This window comes from Pseudomonas sp. LBUM1672 (assembly GCF_059695655.1).
On the sequence record NZ_CP166781.1, the window covers coordinates 983,789 to 1,005,829 of the forward strand.

Annotated in this window: 22 protein-coding genes; 14 read left to right on the forward strand and 8 right to left on the reverse strand. The window is 60.0% G+C overall.

The window, feature by feature from the left end; all coding sequences use genetic code 11:
• Window positions 1-5 precede the first annotated feature (5 nt).
• Together ACA053_RS04305 and ACA053_RS04310 are read right to left on the reverse strand one after the other, a co-directional pair.
• Window positions 6-530 carry a KdsC family phosphatase gene (locus ACA053_RS04305; RefSeq protein WP_109627988.1) on the reverse strand — a complete coding sequence of 175 codons (525 nt, stop codon included), beginning with the start codon at window positions 528-530 and terminating at the stop codon, window positions 6-8.
• On the reverse strand, window positions 530-1,504 hold the full coding sequence (locus ACA053_RS04310) for a KpsF/GutQ family sugar-phosphate isomerase (RefSeq protein ID WP_109627989.1): 975 nt from the start codon (window positions 1,502-1,504) through the stop codon (window positions 530-532). Before ACA053_RS04310 ends, ACA053_RS04305 begins: the two co-directional genes overlap by 1 nt.
• A 277-nt stretch (window positions 1,505-1,781) precedes the next feature.
• Between ACA053_RS04310 and ACA053_RS04315 the strand changes: the two genes are divergently transcribed.
• The 10 genes from ACA053_RS04315 to hisC all read left to right on the forward strand — a co-directional run bounded on the left by ACA053_RS04315 (window position 1,782) and on the right by hisC (window position 9,760).
• Complete coding sequence (locus ACA053_RS04315) at window positions 1,782-2,591, forward strand: ATP-binding cassette domain-containing protein (protein WP_109627990.1); 810 nt, start codon at window positions 1,782-1,784, stop codon at window positions 2,589-2,591.
• Window positions 2,591-3,388 carry a lipid asymmetry maintenance ABC transporter permease subunit MlaE gene (gene mlaE, locus ACA053_RS04320; RefSeq protein WP_109627991.1) on the forward strand — a complete coding sequence of 266 codons (798 nt, stop codon included), beginning with the start codon at window positions 2,591-2,593 and terminating at the stop codon, window positions 3,386-3,388. Before ACA053_RS04315 ends, mlaE begins: the two co-directional genes overlap by 1 nt.
• On the forward strand, window positions 3,388-3,855 hold the full coding sequence (gene mlaD, locus ACA053_RS04325; protein WP_109627992.1) for an outer membrane lipid asymmetry maintenance protein MlaD: 468 nt from the start codon (window positions 3,388-3,390) through the stop codon (window positions 3,853-3,855). Before mlaE ends, mlaD begins: the two co-directional genes overlap by 1 nt.
• 11 nt (window positions 3,856-3,866) lie before the next feature.
• On the forward strand, window positions 3,867-4,520 hold the full coding sequence (locus tag ACA053_RS04330; protein WP_497315615.1) for an MlaC/ttg2D family ABC transporter substrate-binding protein: 654 nt from the start codon (window positions 3,867-3,869) through the stop codon (window positions 4,518-4,520).
• Entirely contained in the window at window positions 4,517-4,822 is a 306-nt protein-coding gene (locus ACA053_RS04335; protein ID WP_109627994.1) for an STAS domain-containing protein, read from the forward strand. The genes ACA053_RS04330 and ACA053_RS04335 overlap by 4 nt, the downstream gene beginning before the upstream one ends.
• Window positions 4,823-4,936: 114 nt before the next feature.
• A complete protein-coding gene (locus tag ACA053_RS04340; RefSeq protein ID WP_007912386.1) occupies window positions 4,937-5,176 on the forward strand; it encodes a BolA family protein in 240 nt (79 codons plus the stop codon).
• A gap of 22 nt (window positions 5,177-5,198) precedes the next feature.
• The gene (gene murA, locus ACA053_RS04345; protein ID WP_109627995.1) at window positions 5,199-6,464 is read left to right on the forward strand and encodes a UDP-N-acetylglucosamine 1-carboxyvinyltransferase; all 1,266 of its coding nucleotides are present in this window, start codon (window positions 5,199-5,201) and stop codon (window positions 6,462-6,464) included.
• 142 nt (window positions 6,465-6,606) lie between these two features.
• Complete coding sequence (gene hisG / locus ACA053_RS04350; protein WP_007901570.1) at window positions 6,607-7,242, forward strand: ATP phosphoribosyltransferase; 636 nt, start codon at window positions 6,607-6,609, stop codon at window positions 7,240-7,242.
• Between the two features lie 125 nt (window positions 7,243-7,367).
• Complete coding sequence (gene hisD / locus ACA053_RS04355) at window positions 7,368-8,705, forward strand: histidinol dehydrogenase (RefSeq protein WP_497394615.1); 1,338 nt, start codon at window positions 7,368-7,370, stop codon at window positions 8,703-8,705.
• Between the two features lie 2 nt (window positions 8,706-8,707).
• Complete coding sequence (gene hisC / locus ACA053_RS04360) at window positions 8,708-9,760, forward strand: histidinol-phosphate transaminase (protein WP_497394616.1); 1,053 nt, start codon at window positions 8,708-8,710, stop codon at window positions 9,758-9,760.
• 118 nt (window positions 9,761-9,878) lie between these two features.
• On the opposite strand, the gene ACA053_RS04365 is transcribed toward hisC, so the two are convergent.
• The 3 genes from ACA053_RS04365 to algW form a co-directional block, all read right to left on the reverse strand.
• The gene (locus tag ACA053_RS04365) at window positions 9,879-10,607 is read right to left on the reverse strand and encodes a DUF4198 domain-containing protein (protein ID WP_497394617.1); all 729 of its coding nucleotides are present in this window, start codon (window positions 10,605-10,607) and stop codon (window positions 9,879-9,881) included.
• 12 nt (window positions 10,608-10,619) lie between these two features.
• Window positions 10,620-12,725, reverse strand: coding sequence for a TonB-dependent siderophore receptor (locus ACA053_RS04370; protein ID WP_497394618.1), 2,106 nt, complete (start codon window positions 12,723-12,725; stop codon window positions 10,620-10,622).
• Window positions 12,726-12,811: 86 nt separating this feature from the next.
• Window positions 12,812-13,972 (reverse strand): Do family serine endopeptidase AlgW, encoded by a 1,161-nt coding sequence (gene algW / locus ACA053_RS04375; RefSeq protein ID WP_109628000.1) that lies wholly within the window; start codon window positions 13,970-13,972, stop codon window positions 12,812-12,814.
• A gap of 102 nt (window positions 13,973-14,074) precedes the next feature.
• Here algW and ACA053_RS04380 point away from each other — a divergent pair, with 102 nt between their 5' ends.
• The 3 genes from ACA053_RS04380 (at window position 14,075) to cysN (ending at window position 17,910) form a co-directional block, all read left to right on the forward strand.
• The gene (locus ACA053_RS04380; RefSeq protein ID WP_497394619.1) at window positions 14,075-14,833 is read left to right on the forward strand and encodes a Nif3-like dinuclear metal center hexameric protein; all 759 of its coding nucleotides are present in this window, start codon (window positions 14,075-14,077) and stop codon (window positions 14,831-14,833) included.
• Window positions 14,834-15,084: 251 nt separating this feature from the next.
• Window positions 15,085-16,002, forward strand: coding sequence for a sulfate adenylyltransferase subunit CysD (gene cysD, locus ACA053_RS04385; protein WP_109628002.1), 918 nt, complete (start codon window positions 15,085-15,087; stop codon window positions 16,000-16,002).
• 9 nt (window positions 16,003-16,011) lie between these two features.
• A complete protein-coding gene (gene cysN, locus ACA053_RS04390) occupies window positions 16,012-17,910 on the forward strand; it encodes a sulfate adenylyltransferase subunit CysN (protein ID WP_403101212.1) in 1,899 nt (632 codons plus the stop codon).
• Between the two features lie 167 nt (window positions 17,911-18,077).
• Here cysN and yihG read toward each other — a convergent pair whose 3' ends face one another.
• The 3 genes from yihG to ACA053_RS04405 are packed head-to-tail and all read right to left on the reverse strand — an operon-like array spanning window position 18,078 to window position 21,482.
• Window positions 18,078-18,983, reverse strand: a complete 906-nt coding sequence (gene yihG, locus ACA053_RS04395; RefSeq protein ID WP_497394620.1) for a 1-acylglycerol-3-phosphate O-acyltransferase, YihG family — start codon at window positions 18,981-18,983, stop codon at window positions 18,078-18,080.
• Window positions 18,984-21,083 (reverse strand): phosphate acetyltransferase, encoded by a 2,100-nt coding sequence (pta, locus tag ACA053_RS04400; protein WP_497394621.1) that lies wholly within the window; start codon window positions 21,081-21,083, stop codon window positions 18,984-18,986. It abuts the gene before it with no gap.
• 60 nt (window positions 21,084-21,143) lie between these two features.
• Complete coding sequence (locus ACA053_RS04405; protein ID WP_497394622.1) at window positions 21,144-21,482, reverse strand: DUF3565 domain-containing protein; 339 nt, start codon at window positions 21,480-21,482, stop codon at window positions 21,144-21,146.
• On the opposite strand from ACA053_RS04405, the gene ACA053_RS04410 reads away from it, so the two are divergent.
• Window positions 21,451-21,936 (forward strand): FKBP-type peptidyl-prolyl cis-trans isomerase, encoded by a 486-nt coding sequence (locus ACA053_RS04410; RefSeq protein WP_007901600.1) that lies wholly within the window; start codon window positions 21,451-21,453, stop codon window positions 21,934-21,936. The two genes, ACA053_RS04405 and ACA053_RS04410, sit on opposite strands and share 32 nt — an antisense overlap.
• Window positions 21,937-22,041: the final 105 nt, after the last annotated feature.

Consider the following 22,041-nt stretch of genomic DNA (forward strand, 5'->3'; position numbering starts at 1 on the left):
TGGGCTCACAGGTACGCGGCGTTGGCCGCATCGAGGCGGCCCTGGGCGCGCAGGATCAATTCACAGAATTCGCGTGCGGCACCCTCGCCACCACGGGCCAGGGTGATGCCGTGGGCGTGTTCGCGCACGAAGCTGGCGGCGTTTGCTACGGCCATGCCCAGGCCCACGCGACGAATCACCGGCAGGTCCGGCAAATCGTCGCCCAGATAGGCGACCTGTTCATAGCTTAGGTTGAGTTGAGCCAGAAGCTCGTCGAGCACCACCAGTTTGTCTTCGCGCCCCTGGTAAACGTGTGGAATGCCGAGGTTTTTCGCTCGACGTTCGACCACCGGGGTCTTGCGGCCGCTGATGATAGCGGTCTGCACGCCGGCTGCCATCAACATCTTGATGCCTTGGCCGTCGAGGGTGTTGAACGTCTTGAATTCACTGCCGTCTTCGAGGAAGTACAGGCGCCCGTCGGTCAGCACGCCATCGACATCGAATACCGCGAGTTTGATCTGTTTGCCGCGTTGCAGCAGGTCCGTGCTCATTACATTACTCCCGCACGCAGCAAGTCGTGCATGTTCAAGGCGCCGACCGGACGGTCTTCGCTGTCGACCACGACCAGTGCGTTGATCTTGTGGTCTTCCATGATTTTCAGGGCTTCGGCGGCGAGCATCTCGGCGCGAGCGGTCTTGCCGTGCGCAGTCATGACCTGATCAATGGTGGCGCTGTGGATGTCGATGCTGCGGTCCAGCGTACGGCGCAAGTCACCATCAGTGAAGATTCCTGCCAGTTTGCCATTGGCTTCGAGGATTACGGTCATGCCCAGGCCCTTGCGGGTCATTTCCATCAGCGCGTCCTTGAGCAGCGTGCCGCGCTGAACCTGTGGTAGCTCTTGGCCGGCGTGCATGACGTTTTCGACTTTCAGCAGCAGGCGTCGGCCCAGCGCGCCGCCCGGGTGGGAAAAGGCGAAGTCTTCAGCGGTAAAGCCGCGGGCTTCCAGCAGCGCAACGGCCAGGGCGTCGCCCATGACCAGCGCGGCGGTGGTCGAAGAGGTCGGCGCCAGGTTCAGCGGGCAGGCTTCGTGCTCGACGTGAACGTTGAGATTGACCTCGGCAGCCTTGGCCAGCGCCGAGTCCGGATTGCCGGTCACGCTGATCAATTTGATGCCCAGACGCTTGATCAGGGGCAGCAGGGTGACGATTTCATTGGTGGAACCGGAGTTCGACAGGGCCAGGATGATGTCGTCGCGCGTGATCATGCCCATGTCGCCGTGGCTGGCTTCGGCCGGGTGCACGAAAAACGCCGTGGTGCCGGTGCTGGCCAGGGTGGCGGCGATCTTGTTGCCGATGTGCCCCGATTTGCCCATGCCGACCACGACTACGCGGCCTTTGCTCTCCAGAATCATCTCGCAAGCGCGTACGAAATCTGCGTCGATATGGGGCAGCAAGCCTTGTACGGCTTCCAGTTCGAGGCGGATGGTGCGTTGTGCAGATTGAATCAGGTCGCTGGATTGGCTCATGTCAGAAATCGTATAGCCTGATGAAAAGGCGGCGATTATAGCGGTAATGATCAAAACCCTCACGCAAGTTCGTCACGCTTTGTCATTCCCTGTTACCGAATCCTCTCTGGGCGAGGCTTTTTGCCTGTCATGTTGCTGAACATGGGCCGGCTTGGGCCTTGGGCGCTTGGCCTTTGCAGTGATATAGTTCGCCGCCAGTTCGGCCTGCCCGGGGAGGTATGTGCTTTCGTCAGGAAGCCAGGCGTCCGAGTGTGAGGCTGCATCGCAAGGAGTTTAGATGAGTGCCGATAACGCCTACGCGGTCGAGCTGAAGGGACTGTCCTTCAAGCGCGGTGCGCGCAGCATTTTCAATAACGTCGATATCCGTATCCCACGCGGCAAGGTCACCGGCATCATGGGGCCTTCCGGGTGTGGCAAGACCACGCTGTTGCGTCTGATGGGCGCACAGCTGCGTCCTACCAAGGGCGAAGTCTGGGTCAATGGCCAGAACCTGCCGAAGCTGTCGCGCAGCGATCTGTTCGATGCGCGCAAGCACATGGGCGTGCTGTTCCAGAGCGGCGCGCTGTTTACCGACCTCGATGTGTTCGAGAACGTCGCCTTTCCGCTGCGCGTTCATACCGAGCTGCCGGAAGAAATGATCCGTGACATCGTCCTGCTCAAATTGCAGGCCGTGGGGCTGCGTGGCGCCATCGACCTGATGCCCGACGAGCTGTCCGGTGGCATGAAGCGCCGTGTCGCGCTGGCGCGGGCGATTGCCCTCGATCCGCAGATCCTCATGTACGACGAACCCTTTGTCGGCCAGGACCCTATCGCCATGGGCGTGTTGGTGCGCCTGATCCGCTTGCTCAACGATGCGCTGGGCATCACCAGCATCGTGGTTTCCCACGATCTGGCCGAGACCGCCAGCATTGCCGACTACATCTATGTGGTGGGCGAGGGGCAAGTCCTGGGGCAGGGCACTCCCGAAGAGCTGATGAACTCTCAGGAACCACGGATTCGTCAATTCATGACCGGCGAGCCCGACGGTCCGGTTGCATACCACTTTCCAGCGACGGATTACCGCGCAGATCTCCTGGGGAAGCGTTGATGCGCAAGATTTCACTATTAGAACGCGTGCGTCGATTCGGCCACGGCGGCATCGATGTGTTGTCGGTGTTCGGGCGTTCGGCGATTTTCCTGTTTCATGCCTTGCTCGGCCGCGGCGGTATCGGCGGCGGTTTTGGCCTGCTGATCAAGCAACTGCATTCCGTGGGCGTGATGTCCCTGGTGATCATTGTGGTCTCCGGGGTGTTCATCGGCATGGTGCTGGCGCTGCAAGGCTTCAACATTCTGTCCAGCTACGGTTCGGAGCAGGCGGTCGGGCAGATGGTTGCGCTGACGCTGTTGCGTGAACTCGGTCCTGTGGTCACGGCATTGCTGTTCGCCGGGCGCGCGGGTTCGGCGTTGACCGCCGAAATCGGCAACATGAAATCCACCGAACAGTTGTCCAGTCTGGAAATGATTGGTGTCGACCCACTCAAGTACATCATTGCCCCGCGCTTGTGGGCCGGCTTCATTTCCCTGCCGGTGCTGGCGATGATTTTCAGCGTGGTGGGTATCTGGGGCGGTTCGTGGGTGGCTGTCGACTGGCTGGGTGTCTATGAAGGTTCCTATTGGTCCAACATGCAGAACAGCGTGACGTTCACCGATGATGTGCTCAACGGCATCATCAAGAGCATCGTCTTCGCCTTTGTCGTGACCTGGATCGCCGTATTCCAAGGCTATGACTGCGAGCCCACTTCCGAGGGGATCAGTCGTGCCACTACCAAGACCGTGGTGTATGCCTCTTTGGCTGTGCTCGGCCTGGACTTTATTTTGACCGCCTTGATGTTTGGAGATTTCTGATGCAAAACCGCACCCTGGAAATCGGTGTCGGCCTTTTCTTGCTGGCTGGCATTCTGGCTTTGCTGTTGCTAGCGTTGCGGGTCAGTGGCCTGTCCCCGAGCGCCACCACCGATACTTATAAACTTTATGCGTATTTCGACAATATCGCCGGTTTGACGGTCAGAGCTAAAGTGACCATGGCCGGTGTGACCATCGGCAAGGTCACGGCGATCGATCTGGACCGCGACAGTTTCACCGGTCGGGTGACCATGCAACTGGAAAAGCGCGTAGATAACCTGCCGGCTGACTCCACTGCATCTATCCTGACGGCTGGCCTGTTGGGCGAGAAATACATCGGTATCAGCGTGGGCGGGGAAGAAGCCCTGCTCAAGGATGGTGGAACCATCCACGACACGCAGTCGTCGCTGGTGCTCGAGGACCTGATCGGTAAATTCCTGCTCAATACCGTTAGCAAAGACGCCAAATGAGGAGCTTTTGAATGATCTCTACCTTGCGACGTAGCCTGTTGATTTTACTCACGGCTTTGCCGTTGATGGCTCACGCCGTGGCAGCGCCCTCAGCGCACGATATCGTTAAAGACACCACCGATCGGCTGCTCGCCGATCTGTCGGCCAACAAAGAGAAGTACAAGCAGGACCCGCAAGACTTTTACACGGCGCTGAACACCATCGTCGGGCCGGTGGTGGATGCCGAGGGCATTTCCAAAAGCATCATGACGGTCAAATACTCGCGCAAAGCCACGCCGGCGCAGATGAAGACCTTTGAAGAGAACTTCAAAAGAGGCCTGTTCCAGTTCTATGGTAACGCCTTGCTCGAGTACAACAATCAGGGCATCACCGTCGATCCTGCCAAGGATGAGTCCGGAGACCGTACCAGCGTTGGCATGACGGTCAAAGGCACCAATGGCTCGATCTATCCCGTGTCGTACACACTCGAGAAGATCAACGGCGAGTGGAAACTGCGTAACGTGATCATCAACGGTATCAACATCGGCAAGCTGTTCCGCGATCAGTTCGCTGATGCGATGCAGCGCAATGGCAATGACCTGGACAAGACCATCAACGGTTGGGCCGGGGAAGTCGCCAAAGCCAAGGAAAAATCCGCGGACGCCACCGAGAAGTCTACGCAATGAGTGTGTCGGCCATTCGCATGAGCGAAACCGGCGAGCTGCGACTCAGTGGCATGCTGGATTACCGCACCGGCCCTGGTCTGCGCAAACAGGGGCAGGCGTTGATCAAATCCAGTACGGCTGCCGAAGTGGTGGTCGATTGTTCGGCTGTGTTGAAGTCCAGCAGCGTGGGCTTGTCCCTGCTGCTGTGCTTCATGCGCGATGCTGAGGCGGCCGGCAAGGCGCTGAGCATTCGCGGGATGCCAGAAGACATGCGTGAAATCGCTCAGGTCAGCGAATTGACCGAGCTGTTGGCGCATCCCTAACCAGCATCTATAAAGAAGCCCCCCGTCAGAGTCCTGCTTCGCGGGGTTCGCAGGCGCGGGGCTTTTTTGTATGATGTCCGACCCGCGCGCACAGGGCGCCGATTGAGGTTGAGCATGCAGGCCGTAGAAGTGAAGAGCTTCCTTGAAGGAAAGCTGCCCGGAACGTTGGTAGAAGTTGAGGGCGAAGGCTGCAATTTCCAGCTGAACGTGATTAGCGATGAACTGGCGGCGTTGAGCCCGGTGAAGCGTCAGCAGCAGATCTATGCCCATTTGAACCCATGGATCACCGATGGCAGCATCCATGCGGTCACTATGAAATTTTTCAGCAGCGCGGCCTGGGCCGAGCGCACCTGAGCCCAAGGGCGTCGAGATTCTTATGGATAAATTGATTATTACTGGCGGCGTTCGTCTTGACGGCGAAATCCGCATCTCCGGGGCAAAGAACTCTGCCCTGCCGATCCTGGCTGCAACCCTGCTGTGCGATGGCCCGGTAACCGTTGCCAACCTGCCGCACCTGCACGACATCACTACCATGATCGAGCTGTTCGGTCGCATGGGCATCGAGCCGGTGATCGACGAGAAGCTCAGCGTCGAAATCGACCCGCGCACCATCAAGACCCTGATCGCCCCGTACGAACTGGTGAAAACCATGCGTGCGTCGATCCTGGTGCTGGGCCCGATGGTAGCCCGTTTCGGTGAAGCCGAAGTTGCCCTGCCTGGCGGTTGCGCCATCGGCTCGCGTCCGGTTGACCTGCACATCCGTGGTCTTGAAGCCATGGGCGCGGTCATCGATGTCGAAGGCGGCTACATCAAGGCCAAGGCGCCAGAAGGCGGTTTGCGCGGTGCGCACTTCTTCTTCGACACCGTCAGCGTGACCGGTACCGAAAACATCATGATGGCCGCCGCTCTGGCCAAGGGCCGCAGCGTGTTGCAAAACGCCGCTCGCGAACCTGAAGTCATCGACCTGGCGAACTTCCTGATCGCCATGGGTGCCAAGATCACTGGCGCCGGCACCGACACCATCACCATCGATGGCGTTGAGCGTCTGCACCCGACCACCTACAAAGTGATGCCTGACCGTATCGAAACCGGCACCTACCTGGTAGCGGCAGCCGTGACCGGCGGTCGCGTGAAGGTCAAGGACACTGATCCGACCATCCTTGAAGCCGTCCTGGAAAAACTCCGCGAGTCGGGTGCTGAAATCACCTGCGGCGAAGACTGGATCGAGCTGAACATGCATGGCAAGCGGCCGAAAGCCGTCAACGTGCGGACCGCGCCATACCCGGCGTTCCCGACTGACATGCAGGCGCAGTTCATCTCCCTCAACGCCATTGCCGAAGGCACAGGCGCTGTGATCGAGACGATCTTCGAAAACCGCTTCATGCACGTATACGAACTGCACCGCATGGGCGCGCACATCCAGGTCGAAGGCAACACCGCCATCGTCACCGGCATCGAAAAGCTCAAGGGCGCGCCAGTCATGGCCACCGACCTGCGTGCTTCGGCCAGCCTGGTGATCTCGGCACTGATCGCCGAAGGCGACACCCTGATTGACCGCATCTACCACATCGACCGTGGTTACGAGTGCATCGAAGAGAAACTGCAGATGCTCGGCGCCAAGATCCGCCGCGTACCGGGCTAGTTTCTGCTGCATGGGCACAGGGAGGTGCCCGTTGGTTTCGTTTCAAGTCGAGGGTGTCTTTTCATTATGAGAAAGCCCTCGAAGTGTGTCCGGCGCCGTTTGCGACCGGGCATCAGTAGCCTGATAAGGACTGACGTTTCCCATGTTGACCATCGCACTGTCCAAGGGCCGCATCCTTGACGACACCCTGCCGCTTCTGGCTGAAGCGGGCATCGTGCCGACCGAGAATCCGGACAAGAGCCGCAAGCTGATCATCCCCACGACTCAGGCCGACGTGCGTCTGCTGATCGTGCGCGCCACCGATGTGCCGACTTATGTCGAGCATGGTGCCGCGGACCTGGGCGTCGCCGGTAAAGATGTGCTGATGGAATACGGTGGCCAGGGTCTGTACGAACCGCTGGACCTGCGCATTGCCCTCTGCAAGCTGATGACCGCCGGCCGTGTCGGCGACGTCGAGCCCAAGGGCCGCCTGCGCGTGGCGACCAAGTTCGTCAACGTCGCCAAGCGTTACTACGCCGAGCAGGGCCGTCAGGTCGACATCATCAAGCTCTACGGCTCGATGGAACTGGCGCCGCTGATCGGTCTGGCGGACAAGATCATCGACGTGGTCGACACCGGCAACACCTTGCGTGCCAATGGCCTGGAACCCCAGGATTTCATTGCCGACATCAGCTCCCGGCTGATCGTCAACAAAGCTTCGATGAAGATGCAACACGCCCGTATCCAGGCGTTGATCGACACCCTGCGCAAGGCAGTGGAGTCTCGACACCGCGGCTGATTCACCTGCGCGACGTTAAGTCGCGCCGTCTATCCGCCTCATAGCCAGAATTCTCAGGTGCCCAAGCGGATCGAATGTTAGCTTCGGGTGCCTGAGTTTTTTGCCAATCCTATGAGGCTCTCGCTATGACCGCACCGACTGCAATTCGCCGACTCAACGCTGCTGACCCGGATTTCGCGCATCATCTGGATCATCTGCTGAGCTGGGAAAGTGTGTCTGACGACTCGGTCAATCAGCGCGTGCTGGACATCATCAAAGCCGTGCGCGAGCGTGGCGATGCGGCACTGGTGGACTTCACCCGGCAGTTCGACGGCCTGGACGTTGCGTCCATGGCGGACCTGATCCTGCCGCGCGAACGCCTGGAACTGGCGCTGACCCGAATCACCGTGCCTCAGCGCGAAGCCCTGGAAAAAGCCGCGACTCGCGTGCGCAGCTACCACGAAAAACAGAAACAGGAATCCTGGACCTACACCGAAGCCGACGGCACGGTGCTGGGCCAGAAGGTCACGCCGCTGGATCGCGCCGGGCTGTACGTGCCGGGCGGCAAGGCGTCATACCCATCCTCGGTGTTGATGAACGCGATTCCGGCCAAGGTCGCCGGTGTGACCGAAGTGGTCATGGTGGTGCCGACCCCGCGCGGTGAAATCAACGAACTGGTGCTGGCCGCGGCTTGCATCGCCGGTGTCGACCGCGTCTTCACCATTGGCGGCGCCCAAGCGGTTGCCGCATTGGCTTACGGCACCGAAAGCGTACCGAAGGTCGACAAAGTGGTTGGACCGGGCAACATCTATGTGGCCACCGCCAAGCGCCACGTATTCGGCCAGGTCGGCATCGACATGATCGCCGGCCCGTCGGAAATCCTCGTGGTATGCGACGGCCAGACCGATCCGGACTGGATCGCCATGGACCTGTTCTCCCAGGCCGAGCACGACGAAGACGCCCAGGCGATTCTGGTCAGCCCGGACGCCGAGTTCCTCGACAAGGTCGCCGCGAGCATCGCCAAACTGCTGCCGACCATGGAACGCGCCGAGATCATCGAAACCTCGATCAATGGCCGTGGCGCGCTGATCAAGGTTCGCGACATGGAACAAGCCATCGAAGTCGCCAACCGCATTGCGCCAGAACACCTGGAGTTGTCGGTCGCCGATCCGCAAGCCTGGCTGCCGCTGATCCGACACGCGGGCGCGATCTTCATGGGCCGTCACACGTCCGAAGCCCTGGGCGACTATTGCGCAGGTCCAAACCACGTGTTGCCGACGTCCGGCACCGCGCGCTTCTCTTCGCCACTGGGTGTTTACGACTTCCAGAAACGCTCGTCGATCATCTTCTGCTCCGAGCAGGGTGCCTCCGAACTGGGCAAAACCGCTTCCGTGCTGGCCCGTGGCGAGTCGCTGACCGCCCACGCGCGGAGCGCCGAATATCGCATCGTTGACGAAGACTCTTCACAAGGGCAGGGGAACTGAACATGAGTAAATTCTGGAGCCCGTTCGTCAAGGATCTGGTGCCCTACGTGCCGGGCGAGCAGCCGAAACTGGCGAAACTGGTCAAGCTCAACACCAACGAAAACCCGTACGGCCCCTCGCCCAAAGCCTTGGCGGCGATGCAGACCGAGCTCAACGACAACCTGCGTCTGTATCCGGACCCGAACAGCGATCTGCTGAAAAACGCCGTGGCTGCGTATTACGGCGTGCAGGCCAATCAGGTGTTCCTCGGCAACGGCTCGGACGAAGTCCTGGCGCACATTTTCCACGGCTTGCTGCAACACGACAAAGCGGTGTTGTTCCCGGACATCAGCTACAGCTTCTATCCGGTCTACTGCGGGTTGTATGGCATCAAGTTCGACGCGGTGCCGCTGGACGAACAGTTCCAGATCAACCCGGCGGATTATGCCAAGCCTAACGGCGGGATCATCTTCCCGAACCCTAACGCGCCGACCGGTTGCCTGTTGGCGCTGGAAGCGGTTGAGCAAATCCTCAAGGCCAGCCCGGATTCGGTGGTCGTGGTGGATGAGGCTTACATCGACTTTGGTGGGGAGACGGCAATCACTTTGGTCGACCGTTATCCGAACCTGCTGGTGACTCAGACCCTGTCCAAGTCCCGCTCGCTGGCCGGCCTGCGGGTTGGTCTGGCGGTGGGGCATCCCGATTTGATCGAGGCGCTGGAGCGGATCAAGAACAGCTTCAACTCTTATCCACTGGATCGCCTGGCAAATGTCGGGGCTGCTGCTGCGTTTGAAGACCGTGAATACTTCGACAAGACCTGCCGGTTGGTCATCGATCATCGTGAGTGGGTGGTTGCGCAACTGGAAGGGAAGGGCTTTGAAGTGCTGCCGTCCGCGGCGAACTTCATCTTCGCGCGCCATCCGAAGCATGATGCGTCGGGATTGGCTGCGAAGCTGCGTGAGCAGGGCGTGATCGTCCGGCACTTCAAGCAGGAGCGGATTGCACAGTTCCTGCGGGTTTCCATCGGCACGCCTGAACAGAATCAGGCACTGATCGACGGCCTGGGCGACCTTTAAGGAATACCCCCGATCCTGTGGGAGCGTGGCTTGCCCGCGATGAACGATAACGCGGTGTAACTGATACACCGCGGTGTTCCCGTCGCGGGCAAGCCTCGCTCCTACAGGGTTTTGTGGGTTATTCGTGATGCGGTTCGCCCAGGAACGTCAGCGAGCTGAACACCCCGCGCGTCGCCACATCCGGATTGTCCTTCAGCACAATCTCCATCTGCGCCGAAATCACATTCAACCCTTCATTACGCACCACCACCTGCGCGCGGCCGTCCTTATCCGTCTCGGTGCTCAACGTATTCGGCGCACTGCGGTAGTCGCCCATCAACTTCACACCCGCCGCCGGTTTCCCATCGAGCAGCACCCGCACGGGCAGCAACTTGCCCGGTCCGACCGTCAGCGGATCGACCTCCGGCAGAATCAGCAGCTTCATCTGATCCAGCTTCGGCAACTTCGCCCCTGGCTGATAGATCGCCAGGCTGTATTTGAAGGTCTGCGTTGACTCGATCGCCCCCGGCACTTTACTGCGTCCTTCGTTGATCCACTTTTTATCCGCCGTCTGCGACCACATGCCGTTGTCCAGTGCCACGGCCATCACGGCGGGCGGTTTCAAGGGTTGTAAACGCGCATGATCGGCCAGGCGTTGCACGGTCACCGGGATCATTTTGCCGTTGGCGTCATAGGCCCAGGCACCGCTGATTTTCTGCGCCTTGAAGGCGTTGTCCTCGGCACCGTGGCCGTAAATCACTTCGATGTTGCCGCGACGTTGTTCGGTCCAGAGACCATGGGCCGAGGCCTGGCCGGTAAACAACAGGCCGAGCAGCAGGCTGAGCAGTGCGGGTTTGAGAGGGTGCATGGGAACTTCCTTTTACAGATTGAGTGTGAGGCTGATGGTGAAGTTGCGCGGCTCGCCGGGGTTGACCCAGTAATTGCTGTACGAGCGCTCGTAGTATTTCTCGTCGAACAGGTTGTTCAGGTTCAGGCCGACAGTGACGTTTTCACTGGCCTTGTAATGGCCCAGCAGGTCGACGGTGTGGTAGGCCGGGAGTTCGAAATCGCTGCCGGATTCGCCTGAACGATCGCCGACATACGTGAACGCCGCGCCGACGTCTGAGCCTCGTAAACGGCCATCCTGAAATTCATAAACGCCCAGCAGACTGCCGCTACGCTTGGCGACGCCGAGGATGCGGCTGCCGGTGGGAATCACCTTGTCGCCCTCGGTGACCTCGGCGTCGATGTAGGCGAAGGCACCGATGACCCGCACGGCGTCGGTCACTTGCCCGGTGACTTGCAGGTCGAATCCCTGGCTGCGGGCCTTGCCCATGGCGCGGCTGGTGTCGGTGCCCGGGTCGAGTGCGAGGACGTTTTCCTTTTCGATATGGAAGGCGGCGAGGGTGGTGCTCAAGCGGTCGTCGAACAGCTCGCTCTTGATCCCGACTTCGTAACCGACGCCTTCTTCCGGGTCGAAGGATTTGCCGCCAGCGTCCAGGCCATTGTTCGGTTTGAACGAGGTGGACGCGTTGGCGAACAGCCCGACTTCGGGTGTCAGTTGATAGAGCAGGCCGGCCCGTTGGGTCAGCGCTTCGTGGCTCTGACGGCTGGTGGCGCCGCGGCTGTGATCGTCGATGCTTTGCTCAAAGTGTTCGAAGCGGGCACCGAGCATGCCGCGCAGTTTGTCAGTGAAGACGATCTGATCCTGCAGGTTCAGCGCCTGGCTTTCGACGTGTTCGAAAAGGTCAGTGCCGGAGCGCGTGCCGTTGGGTTTCGGCTGACCGTAGACCGGCTGATAAATGTCGATGGCGTAGGGGCCGCCGGCAATGGTCGTGACCCGTTCGTTCTTGCGGAAGTTCTCATATTCGGTGCCGATCAGCAGTTCGTGCTGCCAGCTGCCGAGGTCGAACAGACCGCGCAATTCGAGTTGGGTGATGCTGTCGTGCCAATTGGTATCGCGCTCGCGATAACGTCGATTGACGGTGTGGCCGTCGGCATTCAGCGGACGGTTTTCGGAGGCGTAGCCCCAGAGTTTGCCTTCCTTGTAATGGCTGGCCAGGCGCAGCTTCCAGCTGTCATTGAGATGATGTTCGAGCGTGGCTTGCAGCAGGTTGTTGTGGTTGTCGATGTTGCCGTCGTTGGGTTCGCCGAGGAAGGTCGAACGTGACACGCCGCTCCACTTGTTATTCGGCGCGACAATGCCGCGATCGAACGTGGAGCTGTGACGCACGAATTCACTCTCCACCAACAGGCTGGTGTCCGGGTTCAATTGCCAACTGAAGGAGGGTGCGACGAACACTCGCTGGCTGTCGACGTGATCGCGAAAGCTGTGGTTGTCCTCGACGGACAGGTTGATTCGGGACAACACGTTGGCGTCGTCATCCAGCGGCGTGTTGACGTCGAGGGCGGTGCGATAGCGATCCCAACTGCCGGCGCTGGTTTGCAGGGTGGTGAACGCTTCGGGCTGGGGTTTCTTGGTGACGATGTTCACCGTACCGCCGGGATCGCCGCGTCCATAGAGGCTGGCAGCGGGGCCTTTGAGCACTTCGATACGCTCGATGTTGGCCGCGTCCGGCGTGCTCGGATAGCCACGGTTGGCGCTGAAACCGTCCTTGTAGAACTCCGACGTGGTGAAGCCACGCACGCTGTATTCGTAAAGCGTCAGGCCGCCGAAGTTATTCTGCTTCGACACGCCACCGGCAAAATCCAGGGCACGCTCGACGCTGGTGCTGCCCAGGTCATTGAGGACGCTGACGGGAATCACGCTGATGGATTGCGGGATGTCGCGGATCGCGGAGTCGGTTTTGGTCGCGCTGGAAGAGCGCGTGGCGCGGTAGCCCTTGACCGGGCCGGTGGGCGATTCGTATTCGGAGGTGACGCTTATGGCGTCCAGTTCGAGGGTGCCGGGCTCTTCTGCGAAGACCGGATCCGCCAGCAGGCCAAGGGCAAGACTTGCCACGGAAGCCATTGTTCGAGACGACATGTTATGTTGTTCCAATTGAGATATTGAAACAATATAACATGTCTAACGAGACTGTCTTCTATTAGCCCGAAATCCTCGGGCTGATGTCAGCCTTCTTCTTTCTCTTTAACCGGCGCCGGTGGCGGACGCAGGCCGATCTCAGCCGTGAGCTTCAGCTCTTTGCCATTGCGCATCACCTGAATCGTGACCTTGTCGGTCGGTTTGATCCGCGCGACCTGGTTCATCGAACGACGACCGTCGCCGGCCGGTTCGCCGTCGATGCTGAGGATTACGTCGCCCAATTGCAGGCCGGCCTTCTGCGCCGGACCGTCGCGGAAAATCCCTGCGACCACAATCCCCGGGCGCCCCGACAGACCAAACGACTCCGCCAGTTCCTGACTCAATGGCTGCACTTCGATGCCGAGCCAGCCGCGAATCACCTGGCCGTGTTCGATGATCGACTTCATCACTTCCATGGCCAGTTTGACCGGGATCGCAAAACCGATGCCTTGCGAGCCGCCAGACTTGGAGAAGATCGCCGTGTTGATGCCGGTCAGGTTGCCGTTGGCGTCCACCAGCGCACCGCCGGAGTTGCCGGGGTTGATCGCGGCGTCGGTCTGGATGAAGTCTTCGTAGTTGTTCAGGCCCAACTGGTTACGCCCGGTGGCGCTGATGATGCCCATGGTCACGGTCTGGCCGACCCCGAACGGGTTGCCGATGGCCAGCGCGACGTCACCGATGCGAATGTTGTCGGAGCGGCCGACGGTGATCGACGGCAGGTTTTTCAGATCGATCTTCAGGACGGCGAGGTCGGTTTCCGGGTCGCTGCCGATCACCCGGGCCAGGGTTTCGCGACCGTCCTTGAGCGCGACCACAATCTGGTCGGCGCCGCTGGTCACGTGGTTGTTGGTCAGCAAATAACCTTCCGGGCTCATGATCACGCCCGAACCCAGGCTCGACTCCATGCGTTTCTGCTTGGGCGAGTTGTCGCCGAAGAAGCGGCGGAACTGCGGATCTTCGAACAACGGATGGTTCGGTTTGTTGATGACTTTGGTGGTGTACAGGTTCACCACCGACGGCGCGGCCGTGGTGACCGCGTCGGCATAGGACACCGGACCTTGCTGCATCGTGGTGGTTTGCGGGGCTTGCTGCAGGTTGACGTCGAGGCTCGGAAGCCCGACCCACTGCGGGTAACGCTGGATGATCAACAGAGCGATAAGCACGCCGGCCAACAACGGCCAGCCGGAAAAACGCAGCGCCTTGAGCATTAAGCACGTCCTGAGAGGTTGCAGGCGGTATGAGACCGCCCATAATGTCGCGCATTATACGAGGCGCAGCTCGCCTCTGAACGGGATATTTAGGAGTCTTTTATGGCCGTCGCCTTGAGCACCCTGGTCGAAGAAGCCGACCGTTACCTTAACAGTGCCAGGATTGCCGATTACTGCCCCAACGGCTTGCAGGTCGAAGGCCGCCCGCAGGTGATGCGCATCGTCAGTGGCGTCACCGCCAGCCAAGCGCTGCTGGACGCCGCCGTCGAAGCACAGGCCGATCTGGTGCTGGTGCATCACGGCTATTTCTGGAAGGGCGAGAACCCGTGCATCACCGGCATGAAGCAGCGTAGGTTGAAAACCCTGCTCAAGCACGACATCAGCCTGCTGTCCTATCACTTGCCTCTGGATCTGCACCCGGACGTTGGCAACAACGTGCAGCTGGCGCGTCAGCTCGACATCACGGTCGAAGGCCCGCTGGATCCTGACAACCTTAAAGTGGTCGGCCTCGTTGGCTCGTTGAGCGAACCGATGACGCCGCGTGATTTTGCCCGTCGTGTGCAGGAAGTCATGGGTCGTGAACCGCTGCTGATTGAAGGCAGCGAGATGATCCGTCGCGTTGGCTGGTGCACCGGTGGTGGCCAGGGTTACATCGATCAGGCCGTGCTGGCTGGAGTCGATTTGTACCTTAGTGGCGAGGCTTCGGAGCAGACCTTCCACAGCGCCCGGGAAAACGACATCAGCTTCATCGGCGCCGGTCACCACGCCACCGAGCGTTACGGCGTGCAAGCATTGGGCGATTACCTGGCCCGCCGGTTCGCCCTCGAGCACATCTTCATCGATTGCCCGAATCCGATCTGAGATCACCGCAGATCAAATGTGGGAGCGGGCTTGCTCGCGAAGAGGCCGTGTCAGACGACAACAACGTTGACTGACCCACCGCTTTCGCGAGCAAGCCCGCTCCCACAGGGTCTTCGGTGCCCAAACGAGGGGGTATATTCATATACCCTTTCGATCTAGTCGGCGGCCTGATTAGAAGAGGTCGCTGTGCTAGGATTCCTCGCTCGAACACGGCCCGCTGGCCGTCCATAAGATCGTTTTCGTGAGTAGCCATGGTCGACAAACTGACGCATCTGAAACAGCTGGAGGCCGAAAGCATCCACATCATCCGCGAGGTCGCCGCCGAGTTCGATAACCCGGTGATGCTGTACTCCGTCGGTAAAGACTCCGCCGTGATGCTGCACCTTGCGCGCAAGGCATTCTTCCCGGGCAAACTGCCGTTCCCGGTGATGCACGTCGACACCCGGTGGAAGTTCAAGGAAATGTACGCGTTCCGCGACCGCATGGTCGAAGATCTCGGCCTGGACCTGATCGTGCACGTGAACCCTGATGGCGTCGCGCAGGGCATCAACCCGCTGACCCACGGCAGTGCCAAGCACACCGACATCATGAAAACCGAAGGCCTGAAACAAGCCCTCGACAAGTATGGTTTCGATGCCGCTTTCGGTGGTGCCCGTCGCGACGAAGAGAAGTCCCGTGCCAAAGAGCGCGTGTATTCCTTCCGCGATACCAAGCACCGCTGGGACCCGAAAAACCAGCGCCCGGAACTGTGGAACGTCTATAACGGCAACGTCAACAAGGGCGAATCCATTCGTGTGTTCCCTTTGTCGAACTGGACCGAACTGGACATCTGGCAGTACATCTACCTCGAAGGCATCCCTATCGTGCCGCTGTATTTCGCCGCCGAGCGCGACGTCATCGAGATGAATGGCACTTGGATCATGATCGACGACGAACGCCTGCTCAATCACCTGAGCGATGAAGACAAGGCGCGCATCGTCAAGAAGAAGGTCCGCTTCCGTACGCTCGGCGACTACCCGCTGACCGGTGCGGTCGAGTCCGAGGCCACCAGCCTGACCGACATCATTCAGGAAATGCTCCTGACGCGAACTTCCGAACGCCAGGGCCGGGTCATCGACCACGATGGCGCAGGCTCGATGGAAGAAAAGAAACGTCAGGGTTATTTCTAAGGGGTTGTCATGTCGCACGCATCTGATTTGATCAGCGAGGACATCCTCGCCTACCTGGGCCAGCACGAACGCAAGGAAATGCTGCGCTTTCTGACCTGTGGCAACGTCGACGACGGCAAGAGCACCCTGATCGGGCGCCTGCTGCACGACTCCAAGATGATCTACGAAGATCACCTGGAAGCCATCACCCGCGACTCGAAAAAAGTCGGCACCACCGGCGAAGACATCGACCTGGCCTTGCTGGTCGACGGCCTGCAGGCCGAGCGTGAGCAGGGCATCACCATTGATGTCGCTTACCGCTATTTCTCTACCGCCAAGCGCAAATTCATCATCGCCGACACCCCTGGCCATGAGCAGTACACCCGCAACATGGCCACCGGTGCGTCCACCTGTGACCTGGCGATCATCCTGGTCGACGCCCGCTACGGCGTGCAGACCCAAACCCGTCGCCACAGCTTCATCGCCTCGTTGCTGGGCATCAAGCACATCGTGGTCGCCATCAACAAGATGGACCTCAATGGCTTCGACGAAACCGTGTTCGAGTCGATCAAGGCCGATTACCTGAAGTTCGCCGAAGGCATCGCGTTCAAGCCGACCACCATGGCGTTTGTGCCGATGTCGGCATTGAAAGGCGACAACGTGGTGAACAAGTCCGAGCGCTCGCCGTGGTACACCGGCCAGTCGCTGATGGAAATTCTCGAGACCGTCGAGATCGCCAACGACCGCAACTACACCGACCTGCGTTTCCCGGTGCAGTACGTCAACCGTCCGAACCTGAACTTCCGCGGTTTCGCCGGCACCCTGGCCAGCGGCGTCGTGCACAAGGGCGACGAAGTCGTCGTGCTGCCGTCGGGCAAGAGCAGCCGCGTGAAATCCATCGTCACCTTCGAAGGTGAGCTGGAGCATGCAGGTCCTGGTCAAGCGGTGACGCTGACCATGGAAGACGAGATCGACATCTCTCGCGGCGACTTGCTGGTGCACGCCGACAACCTGCCGCAAGTGACCGACGCCTTCGACGCCATGCTGGTGTGGATGGCCGAAGAGCCGATGCTGCCGGGCAAGAAATACGACATCAAACGCGCCACCAGTTATGTGCCGGGTTCGATCACCAGCATCGTCAACCGCGTTGACGTGAACACGCTGGAAGAAGGTCCTGCCAGCGCGTTGCAACTGAACGAGATTGGTCGGGTCAAGGTCAGCCTCGACGCGGCGATCGCTCTGGACGGTTACGCGAGCAACCGCACCACCGGTTCGTTCATCGTCATCGATCGTTTGACCAATGGCACCGTTGCCGCCGGCATGATCATCGCTCAGCCGTTGGCGCATGGCAGCAGCACGCACCACGGCAAACTGGCGCACGTGGCGACTGAAGAACGCGCCCAGCGTTTCGGTCAGCAACCGGCCACCGTGTTGTTCAGCGGCTTGTCGGGCGCGGGCAAAAGCACCTTGGCTTACGCTGTTGAGCGCAAGTTGTTCGACTTGGGCCGTGCAGTGTTTGTACTCGATGGCCAGAACCTGCGTCACGACCTGAACAAAGGTCTGCCACAGGATCGCGCCGGGCGAACCGAAAACTGGCGCCGTGCCGCACACGTTGCGCGTCAGTTCAACGAAGCGGGTCTGCTGACACTGGCTGCATTTGTTGCACCGAGTGCCGAAGGTCGTGAGCAAGCCAGGGAACTGATCGGCAAGGAGCGTCTGCTGACGGTCTACGTCCAGGCTTCGCCGACGGTCTGTGCCGAGCGTGATCCGCAAGGTCTGTACGCGGCGGCCGGGGATAACATTCCGGGCGACTCCTTCCCGTACGACGTGCCGCTGGACGCCGACCTCGTGGTCGACACCCAGTCGCTGTCGCTGGAAGAAAGCGTCAAGCAAGTGCTGGATCTGCTGCGTCAGCGTGGCGCGATCTAAGCGTTAGCCGTTAATAAAAAACCCGTCGATGATCACTCATCGGCGGGTTTTTTGTGGGTCAACTCGGTCAACTGTGGGAGCTAGCCTGCTAGCGATTGCGGTGATTCAGGCACTACATCTGCTGAATGTGAACCCGCTATCGCCAGCAGGCTGGCTCCCACAGTGGGTCAGTGTTTATCGGGGTATTCGCGGTGCATCTGCGCAAGCAACGCATCCTTGTCTTCCCACAGCTGATTGATCCAGCCCTGAAATTGCAGTCGATACTCCCCATCCTGGTCGTAATTCTTGCCAATGAACTGCGGCGGAATCTTCAGTTCCTGAAAATGCACCACCACCTCTTCCACATTCCCACAGAGCAAATCCCAATACCCGGGACGCCCGGCCGGGTAATGAATGGTCACGTTCACAATGGACTCAAGCTGCTCACCCATCGCATCCAGCACAAACGCAATGCCGCCGGCCTTGGGTTTGAGCAGGTACTTGAACGGTGATTTCTGCTGCGCATGCTTGCCTTCAGTGAAGCGCGTGCCTTCGACAAAATTGAAGATCCCCACCGCGTTATTGCGAAACTTGTCGCAGGTCTTGCGGGTGGTTTCCAGGTCCTTGCCTTTCTTCTCCGGGTACTTTTCCAGGTAGGCCTTGGAATAACGCTTCATGAACGGAAAGCCGAGCGTCCACCAGGCCAGGCCAATCACCGGCACCCAGATCAGTTCCTGTTTGAGGAAGAACTTCAGCGGCTGGATGCGACGGTTGAGTACGTACTGCAACACCATGATGTCGACCCAGCTCTGGTGGTTGCTGGTGATCAGGTACGAGTGCTGATAATCCAGCCCTTGCAGACCGCTGAGGTGCCAGCGGGTGCGGCAGACCAGATTCATCCAGGCCTTGTTATTGCTGATCCAGGCTTCATGGGTATGGCTCATCAACCAGAGCGTGAAACGCTGGGTGAGGGCAAAGGGCAACACCTTGAAGATCGCCACGCAGAACAGAAACGAGCAGAGCAGAATGGTATTCAACGCCAGCAACAACGATGCAATCACGCCGCGCACGGCGGCAGGTAGAAAAGCCAGCATTTAAAGATCCATAGGTCGGTTGGCAGCTTGAATCGCGGTCAACGCGATGGTGTACACGATGTCATCGACTTGCGCGCCGCGCGGCAGGTCGTTCACCGGTTTGCGCAGGCCTTGCAGCATCGGTCCGAGGCTGACGCAATCGGCACTGCGCTGCACGGCTTTGTGCGTGGTGTTGCCAGTGTTGAGGTCGGGGAACACGAACACCGTGGCGCGACCGGCGACCTGGCTGTTCGGTGCCAGTTGCTTGGCCACGGTTTCGTTGGCGGCGGCATCGTATTGCAACGGGCCGTCGATCAGCAGCGAGTTCTGCTGTTCGTGGGCGAGCAACGTCGCTTCGCGAACTTTCTCGACTTCTTCGCCGCTGGCCGATTCACCGCTGGAGTAGCTGATCATCGCGACGCGCGGGGTGATGCCGAACGCTGCCGCCGAGTCCGCGCTTTGCAGGGCGATCTCGGCCAGTTCGCTGGCGCTCGGGTGCGGGTTCATCACGCAGTCGCCGTAGACCAGCACTTCTTCGGGAAACAGCATGAAGAATACCGACGACACCAGCGTGCAGCCCGGCGCCGTTTTGATCAGCTGCAGGGCAGGGCGGATGGTGTTGGCGGTGGAGTGGATGACGCCGGAGACGAGGCCGTCGACTTCATCCAGCGCCAGCATCATGGTGCCGATCACCACGGTGTCTTCCAGTTGCTGCTCGGCCATCGGCGCGTTGAGGCTTTTGCTTTTGCGCAGCGCCACCATCGGTTCGACGTAGCGTTCACGAATCAGGTCCGGATCGAGAATCTCCAGCCCCGGCGGCAGTTCGATGCCTTGAGCGCGGGCCACGGCTTCGACGTCTTCCGGTTTCGCCAGCAACACGCAGCGAGCGATGCCACGGGCCTGGCAGATTGCTGCCGCTTGCACGGTCAGTGGCTCGCTGCCTTCTGGCAGAACGATGCGTTTGTTGGCGGCCTGGGCGCGCTGGATCAATTGATAACGGAACACCGCTGGCGACAGGCGCATCTCACGCGGAGTACCGCAACGCTGGTGCAGCCAGTTGGCATCGAGGTGGCTGGCGACGAAGTCGGTGATGATCTCCGCGCGCTCGCGGTCGTCGATCGGGATTTCCTTGTTCAGACCGTTCAACTGGTTGGCAGTGTCATAGGAGCCGGTGCTCACCGACAACACCGGCAAGCCTGCCTGCAATGCGCCACGGCACAGGTCCATGATGCGCGGGTCGGGCAGGGTGTCGCTGGTCAGCAACAGGCCGGCCAGCGGCACGCCGTTCATGGCGGCGAGGCTGACGGCGAGGATGATGTCGTCGCGATCGCCCGGGGTCACCACCAGCACGCCGGGCTTGAGCAGCTCCACGGTGTTGCGCATGGTGCGGGCACAGATGATGATCTTGGTCATGCGCCGGGTTTCGTAATCGCCAGCATTGAGAATCTGCGCGCCCATAAGGTCGGCCACGTCGCGGGTGCGCGGTGCGTTCAGTTCCGGCTGGAACGGAATGCAGCCGAGCAAACGGAAGTCACCGCTGCGCAGCAACGGCGAGTGTTCCTTCAAGCGCGAAGCGAAAGCCTCCATGCTTTCATCGGTCTTGACCTTGTTGAGGATCACGCCGAGGACTTTCGGGTCTTTCGGGCCGCCGAACAATTGCGCCTGCAGTTCCACCCGGCCAGACAGTTCGGTCAGTACTTCGTTTTCCGGCGCCGAGACCAGGATCACTTCGGCATCCAGGCTCTTGGCCAGGTGCAGATTGACCCGCGCGGCGTAACTGGCGCTGCGGGTCGGGACCATACCTTCGACGATCAGCACGTCCTTGCCGACGGCGGCTTGCTGATACAGGGTGATGATTTCTTCGAGCAGCTCATCCAGTTGACCGTCGCCGAGCATGCGCTCGACATGGGCCAAGCCAAGTGGCTGTGGCGGTTTCAGGCCGTGGGTGCGCGCCACCAGTTCGGTGGAACGCTCCGGGCCGGTGTCGCCCGGATGCGGCTGGGCAACCGGTTTGAAAAAGCCGACTTTGAGGCCGGCTCGCTCAAGTGTGCGCACCAGCCCGAGGCTGATGGAGGTCAGACCCACACCAAAATCGGTGGGCGCGATAAAAAAAGTTTGCATGCGGATTCTCTAAAGGGTGCAGGCAAAGGCGATCATCTATATCTGACGATCTACCGAAATTCAGTCGCCAAGGTTATCGCTAACCGAGCCCTGTGCGCACCAACCGCAATCAAAGGGCTGGCCTATTTTTTCAATGCGTTGCGCGGGGTTCAGAACCCAGGCGCGCGATTGCCACGGTGGCTGGTGACGCAGGTGCTGGGTGTGGCCGCAGGAAAGCTCGGCCACCCAATGCCCGTCCTCATCCTGATGGAAACCTGTGACCGTCGAGCCTTTAGTCGCCATCCGTCTGTCCGGGTTGTGTTCGCTTTCGGGCGATTGCTTCGCTAAACTTGGCCATTCTTCATTCTTATGCAAAAGGTCTCGCCCCATGCTGATCGCCGCCAATAAGGCTGTCTCCATCGACTATACCCTGACCAACGACGCTGGTGAGGTCATCGACAGCTCCGCCGGCGGCGCGCCGCTGGTCTACCTGCAAGGCGCAGGTAACATCATCCCGGGCCTGGAAAAGGCACTGGAAGGCAAAGCAGTCGGCGACGAGCTGACCGTAGCCGTTGAACCTGAAGATGCCTACGGCGAATACGCTGCCGAACTGGTCAGCACGTTGAGCCGCAGCATGTTCGAAGGCGTCGACGAACTGGAAGTGGGCATGCAGTTCCACGCTTCCGCGCCGGACGGCCAGATGCAGATCGTTACCATCCGCGATCTGGACGGCGACGACGTTACTGTCGACGGCAACCACCCGTTGGCCGGTCAGCGCCTGAATTTCCAGGTCAAGATCATCGACATCCGTGACGCCAGCCAGGAAGAAATCGCTCATGGTCACGTCCATGGCGAAGGTGGCCATCACCACTGATTTTCTGCGCTAAGCTCAGAGAACTGGAGAGGCGCCCGAGGGGCGCCTTTTTAGTCCGCGGCTGTCCCTGGCGACATCGCCAAGTGGCTGTTTCGAGTAGAACAC

Excerpts from the sequence above, each read along its gene's own strand:
- ACA053_RS04305 (WP_109627988.1), bottom strand. The coding sequence starts at position 530 with ATGAGCACGGACCTGCTGCAACGCGGCAAACAGATCAAACTCGCGGTA.
- ACA053_RS04310 (WP_109627989.1), bottom strand. The coding sequence starts at position 1,504 with ATGAGCCAATCCAGCGACCTGATTCAATCTGCACAACGCACCATCCGC.
- ACA053_RS04315 (WP_109627990.1), top strand. The coding sequence starts at position 1,782 with ATGAGTGCCGATAACGCCTACGCGGTCGAGCTGAAGGGACTGTCCTTC.
- mlaE (WP_109627991.1), top strand. The coding sequence starts at position 2,591 with ATGCGCAAGATTTCACTATTAGAACGCGTGCGTCGATTCGGCCACGGC.
- mlaD (WP_109627992.1), top strand. The coding sequence starts at position 3,388 with ATGCAAAACCGCACCCTGGAAATCGGTGTCGGCCTTTTCTTGCTGGCT.
- ACA053_RS04330 (WP_497315615.1), top strand. The coding sequence starts at position 3,867 with ATGATCTCTACCTTGCGACGTAGCCTGTTGATTTTACTCACGGCTTTG.
- ACA053_RS04335 (WP_109627994.1), top strand. The coding sequence starts at position 4,517 with ATGAGTGTGTCGGCCATTCGCATGAGCGAAACCGGCGAGCTGCGACTC.
- ACA053_RS04340 (WP_007912386.1), top strand. The coding sequence starts at position 4,937 with ATGCAGGCCGTAGAAGTGAAGAGCTTCCTTGAAGGAAAGCTGCCCGGA.
- murA (WP_109627995.1), top strand. The coding sequence starts at position 5,199 with ATGGATAAATTGATTATTACTGGCGGCGTTCGTCTTGACGGCGAAATC.
- hisG (WP_007901570.1), top strand. The coding sequence starts at position 6,607 with ATGTTGACCATCGCACTGTCCAAGGGCCGCATCCTTGACGACACCCTG.
- hisD (WP_497394615.1), top strand. The coding sequence starts at position 7,368 with ATGACCGCACCGACTGCAATTCGCCGACTCAACGCTGCTGACCCGGAT.
- hisC (WP_497394616.1), top strand. The coding sequence starts at position 8,708 with ATGAGTAAATTCTGGAGCCCGTTCGTCAAGGATCTGGTGCCCTACGTG.
- ACA053_RS04365 (WP_497394617.1), bottom strand. The coding sequence starts at position 10,607 with ATGCACCCTCTCAAACCCGCACTGCTCAGCCTGCTGCTCGGCCTGTTG.
- ACA053_RS04370 (WP_497394618.1), bottom strand. The coding sequence starts at position 12,725 with ATGTCGTCTCGAACAATGGCTTCCGTGGCAAGTCTTGCCCTTGGCCTG.
- algW (WP_109628000.1), bottom strand. The coding sequence starts at position 13,972 with ATGCTCAAGGCGCTGCGTTTTTCCGGCTGGCCGTTGTTGGCCGGCGTG.
- ACA053_RS04380 (WP_497394619.1), top strand. The coding sequence starts at position 14,075 with ATGGCCGTCGCCTTGAGCACCCTGGTCGAAGAAGCCGACCGTTACCTT.
- cysD (WP_109628002.1), top strand. The coding sequence starts at position 15,085 with ATGGTCGACAAACTGACGCATCTGAAACAGCTGGAGGCCGAAAGCATC.
- cysN (WP_403101212.1), top strand. The coding sequence starts at position 16,012 with ATGTCGCACGCATCTGATTTGATCAGCGAGGACATCCTCGCCTACCTG.
- yihG (WP_497394620.1), bottom strand. The coding sequence starts at position 18,983 with ATGCTGGCTTTTCTACCTGCCGCCGTGCGCGGCGTGATTGCATCGTTG.
- pta (WP_497394621.1), bottom strand. The coding sequence starts at position 21,083 with ATGCAAACTTTTTTTATCGCGCCCACCGATTTTGGTGTGGGTCTGACC.
- ACA053_RS04410 (WP_007901600.1), top strand. The coding sequence starts at position 21,451 with ATGCTGATCGCCGCCAATAAGGCTGTCTCCATCGACTATACCCTGACC.
- ACA053_RS04405 (WP_497394622.1), bottom strand. The coding sequence starts at position 21,482 with ATGGAGACAGCCTTATTGGCGGCGATCAGCATGGGGCGAGACCTTTTG.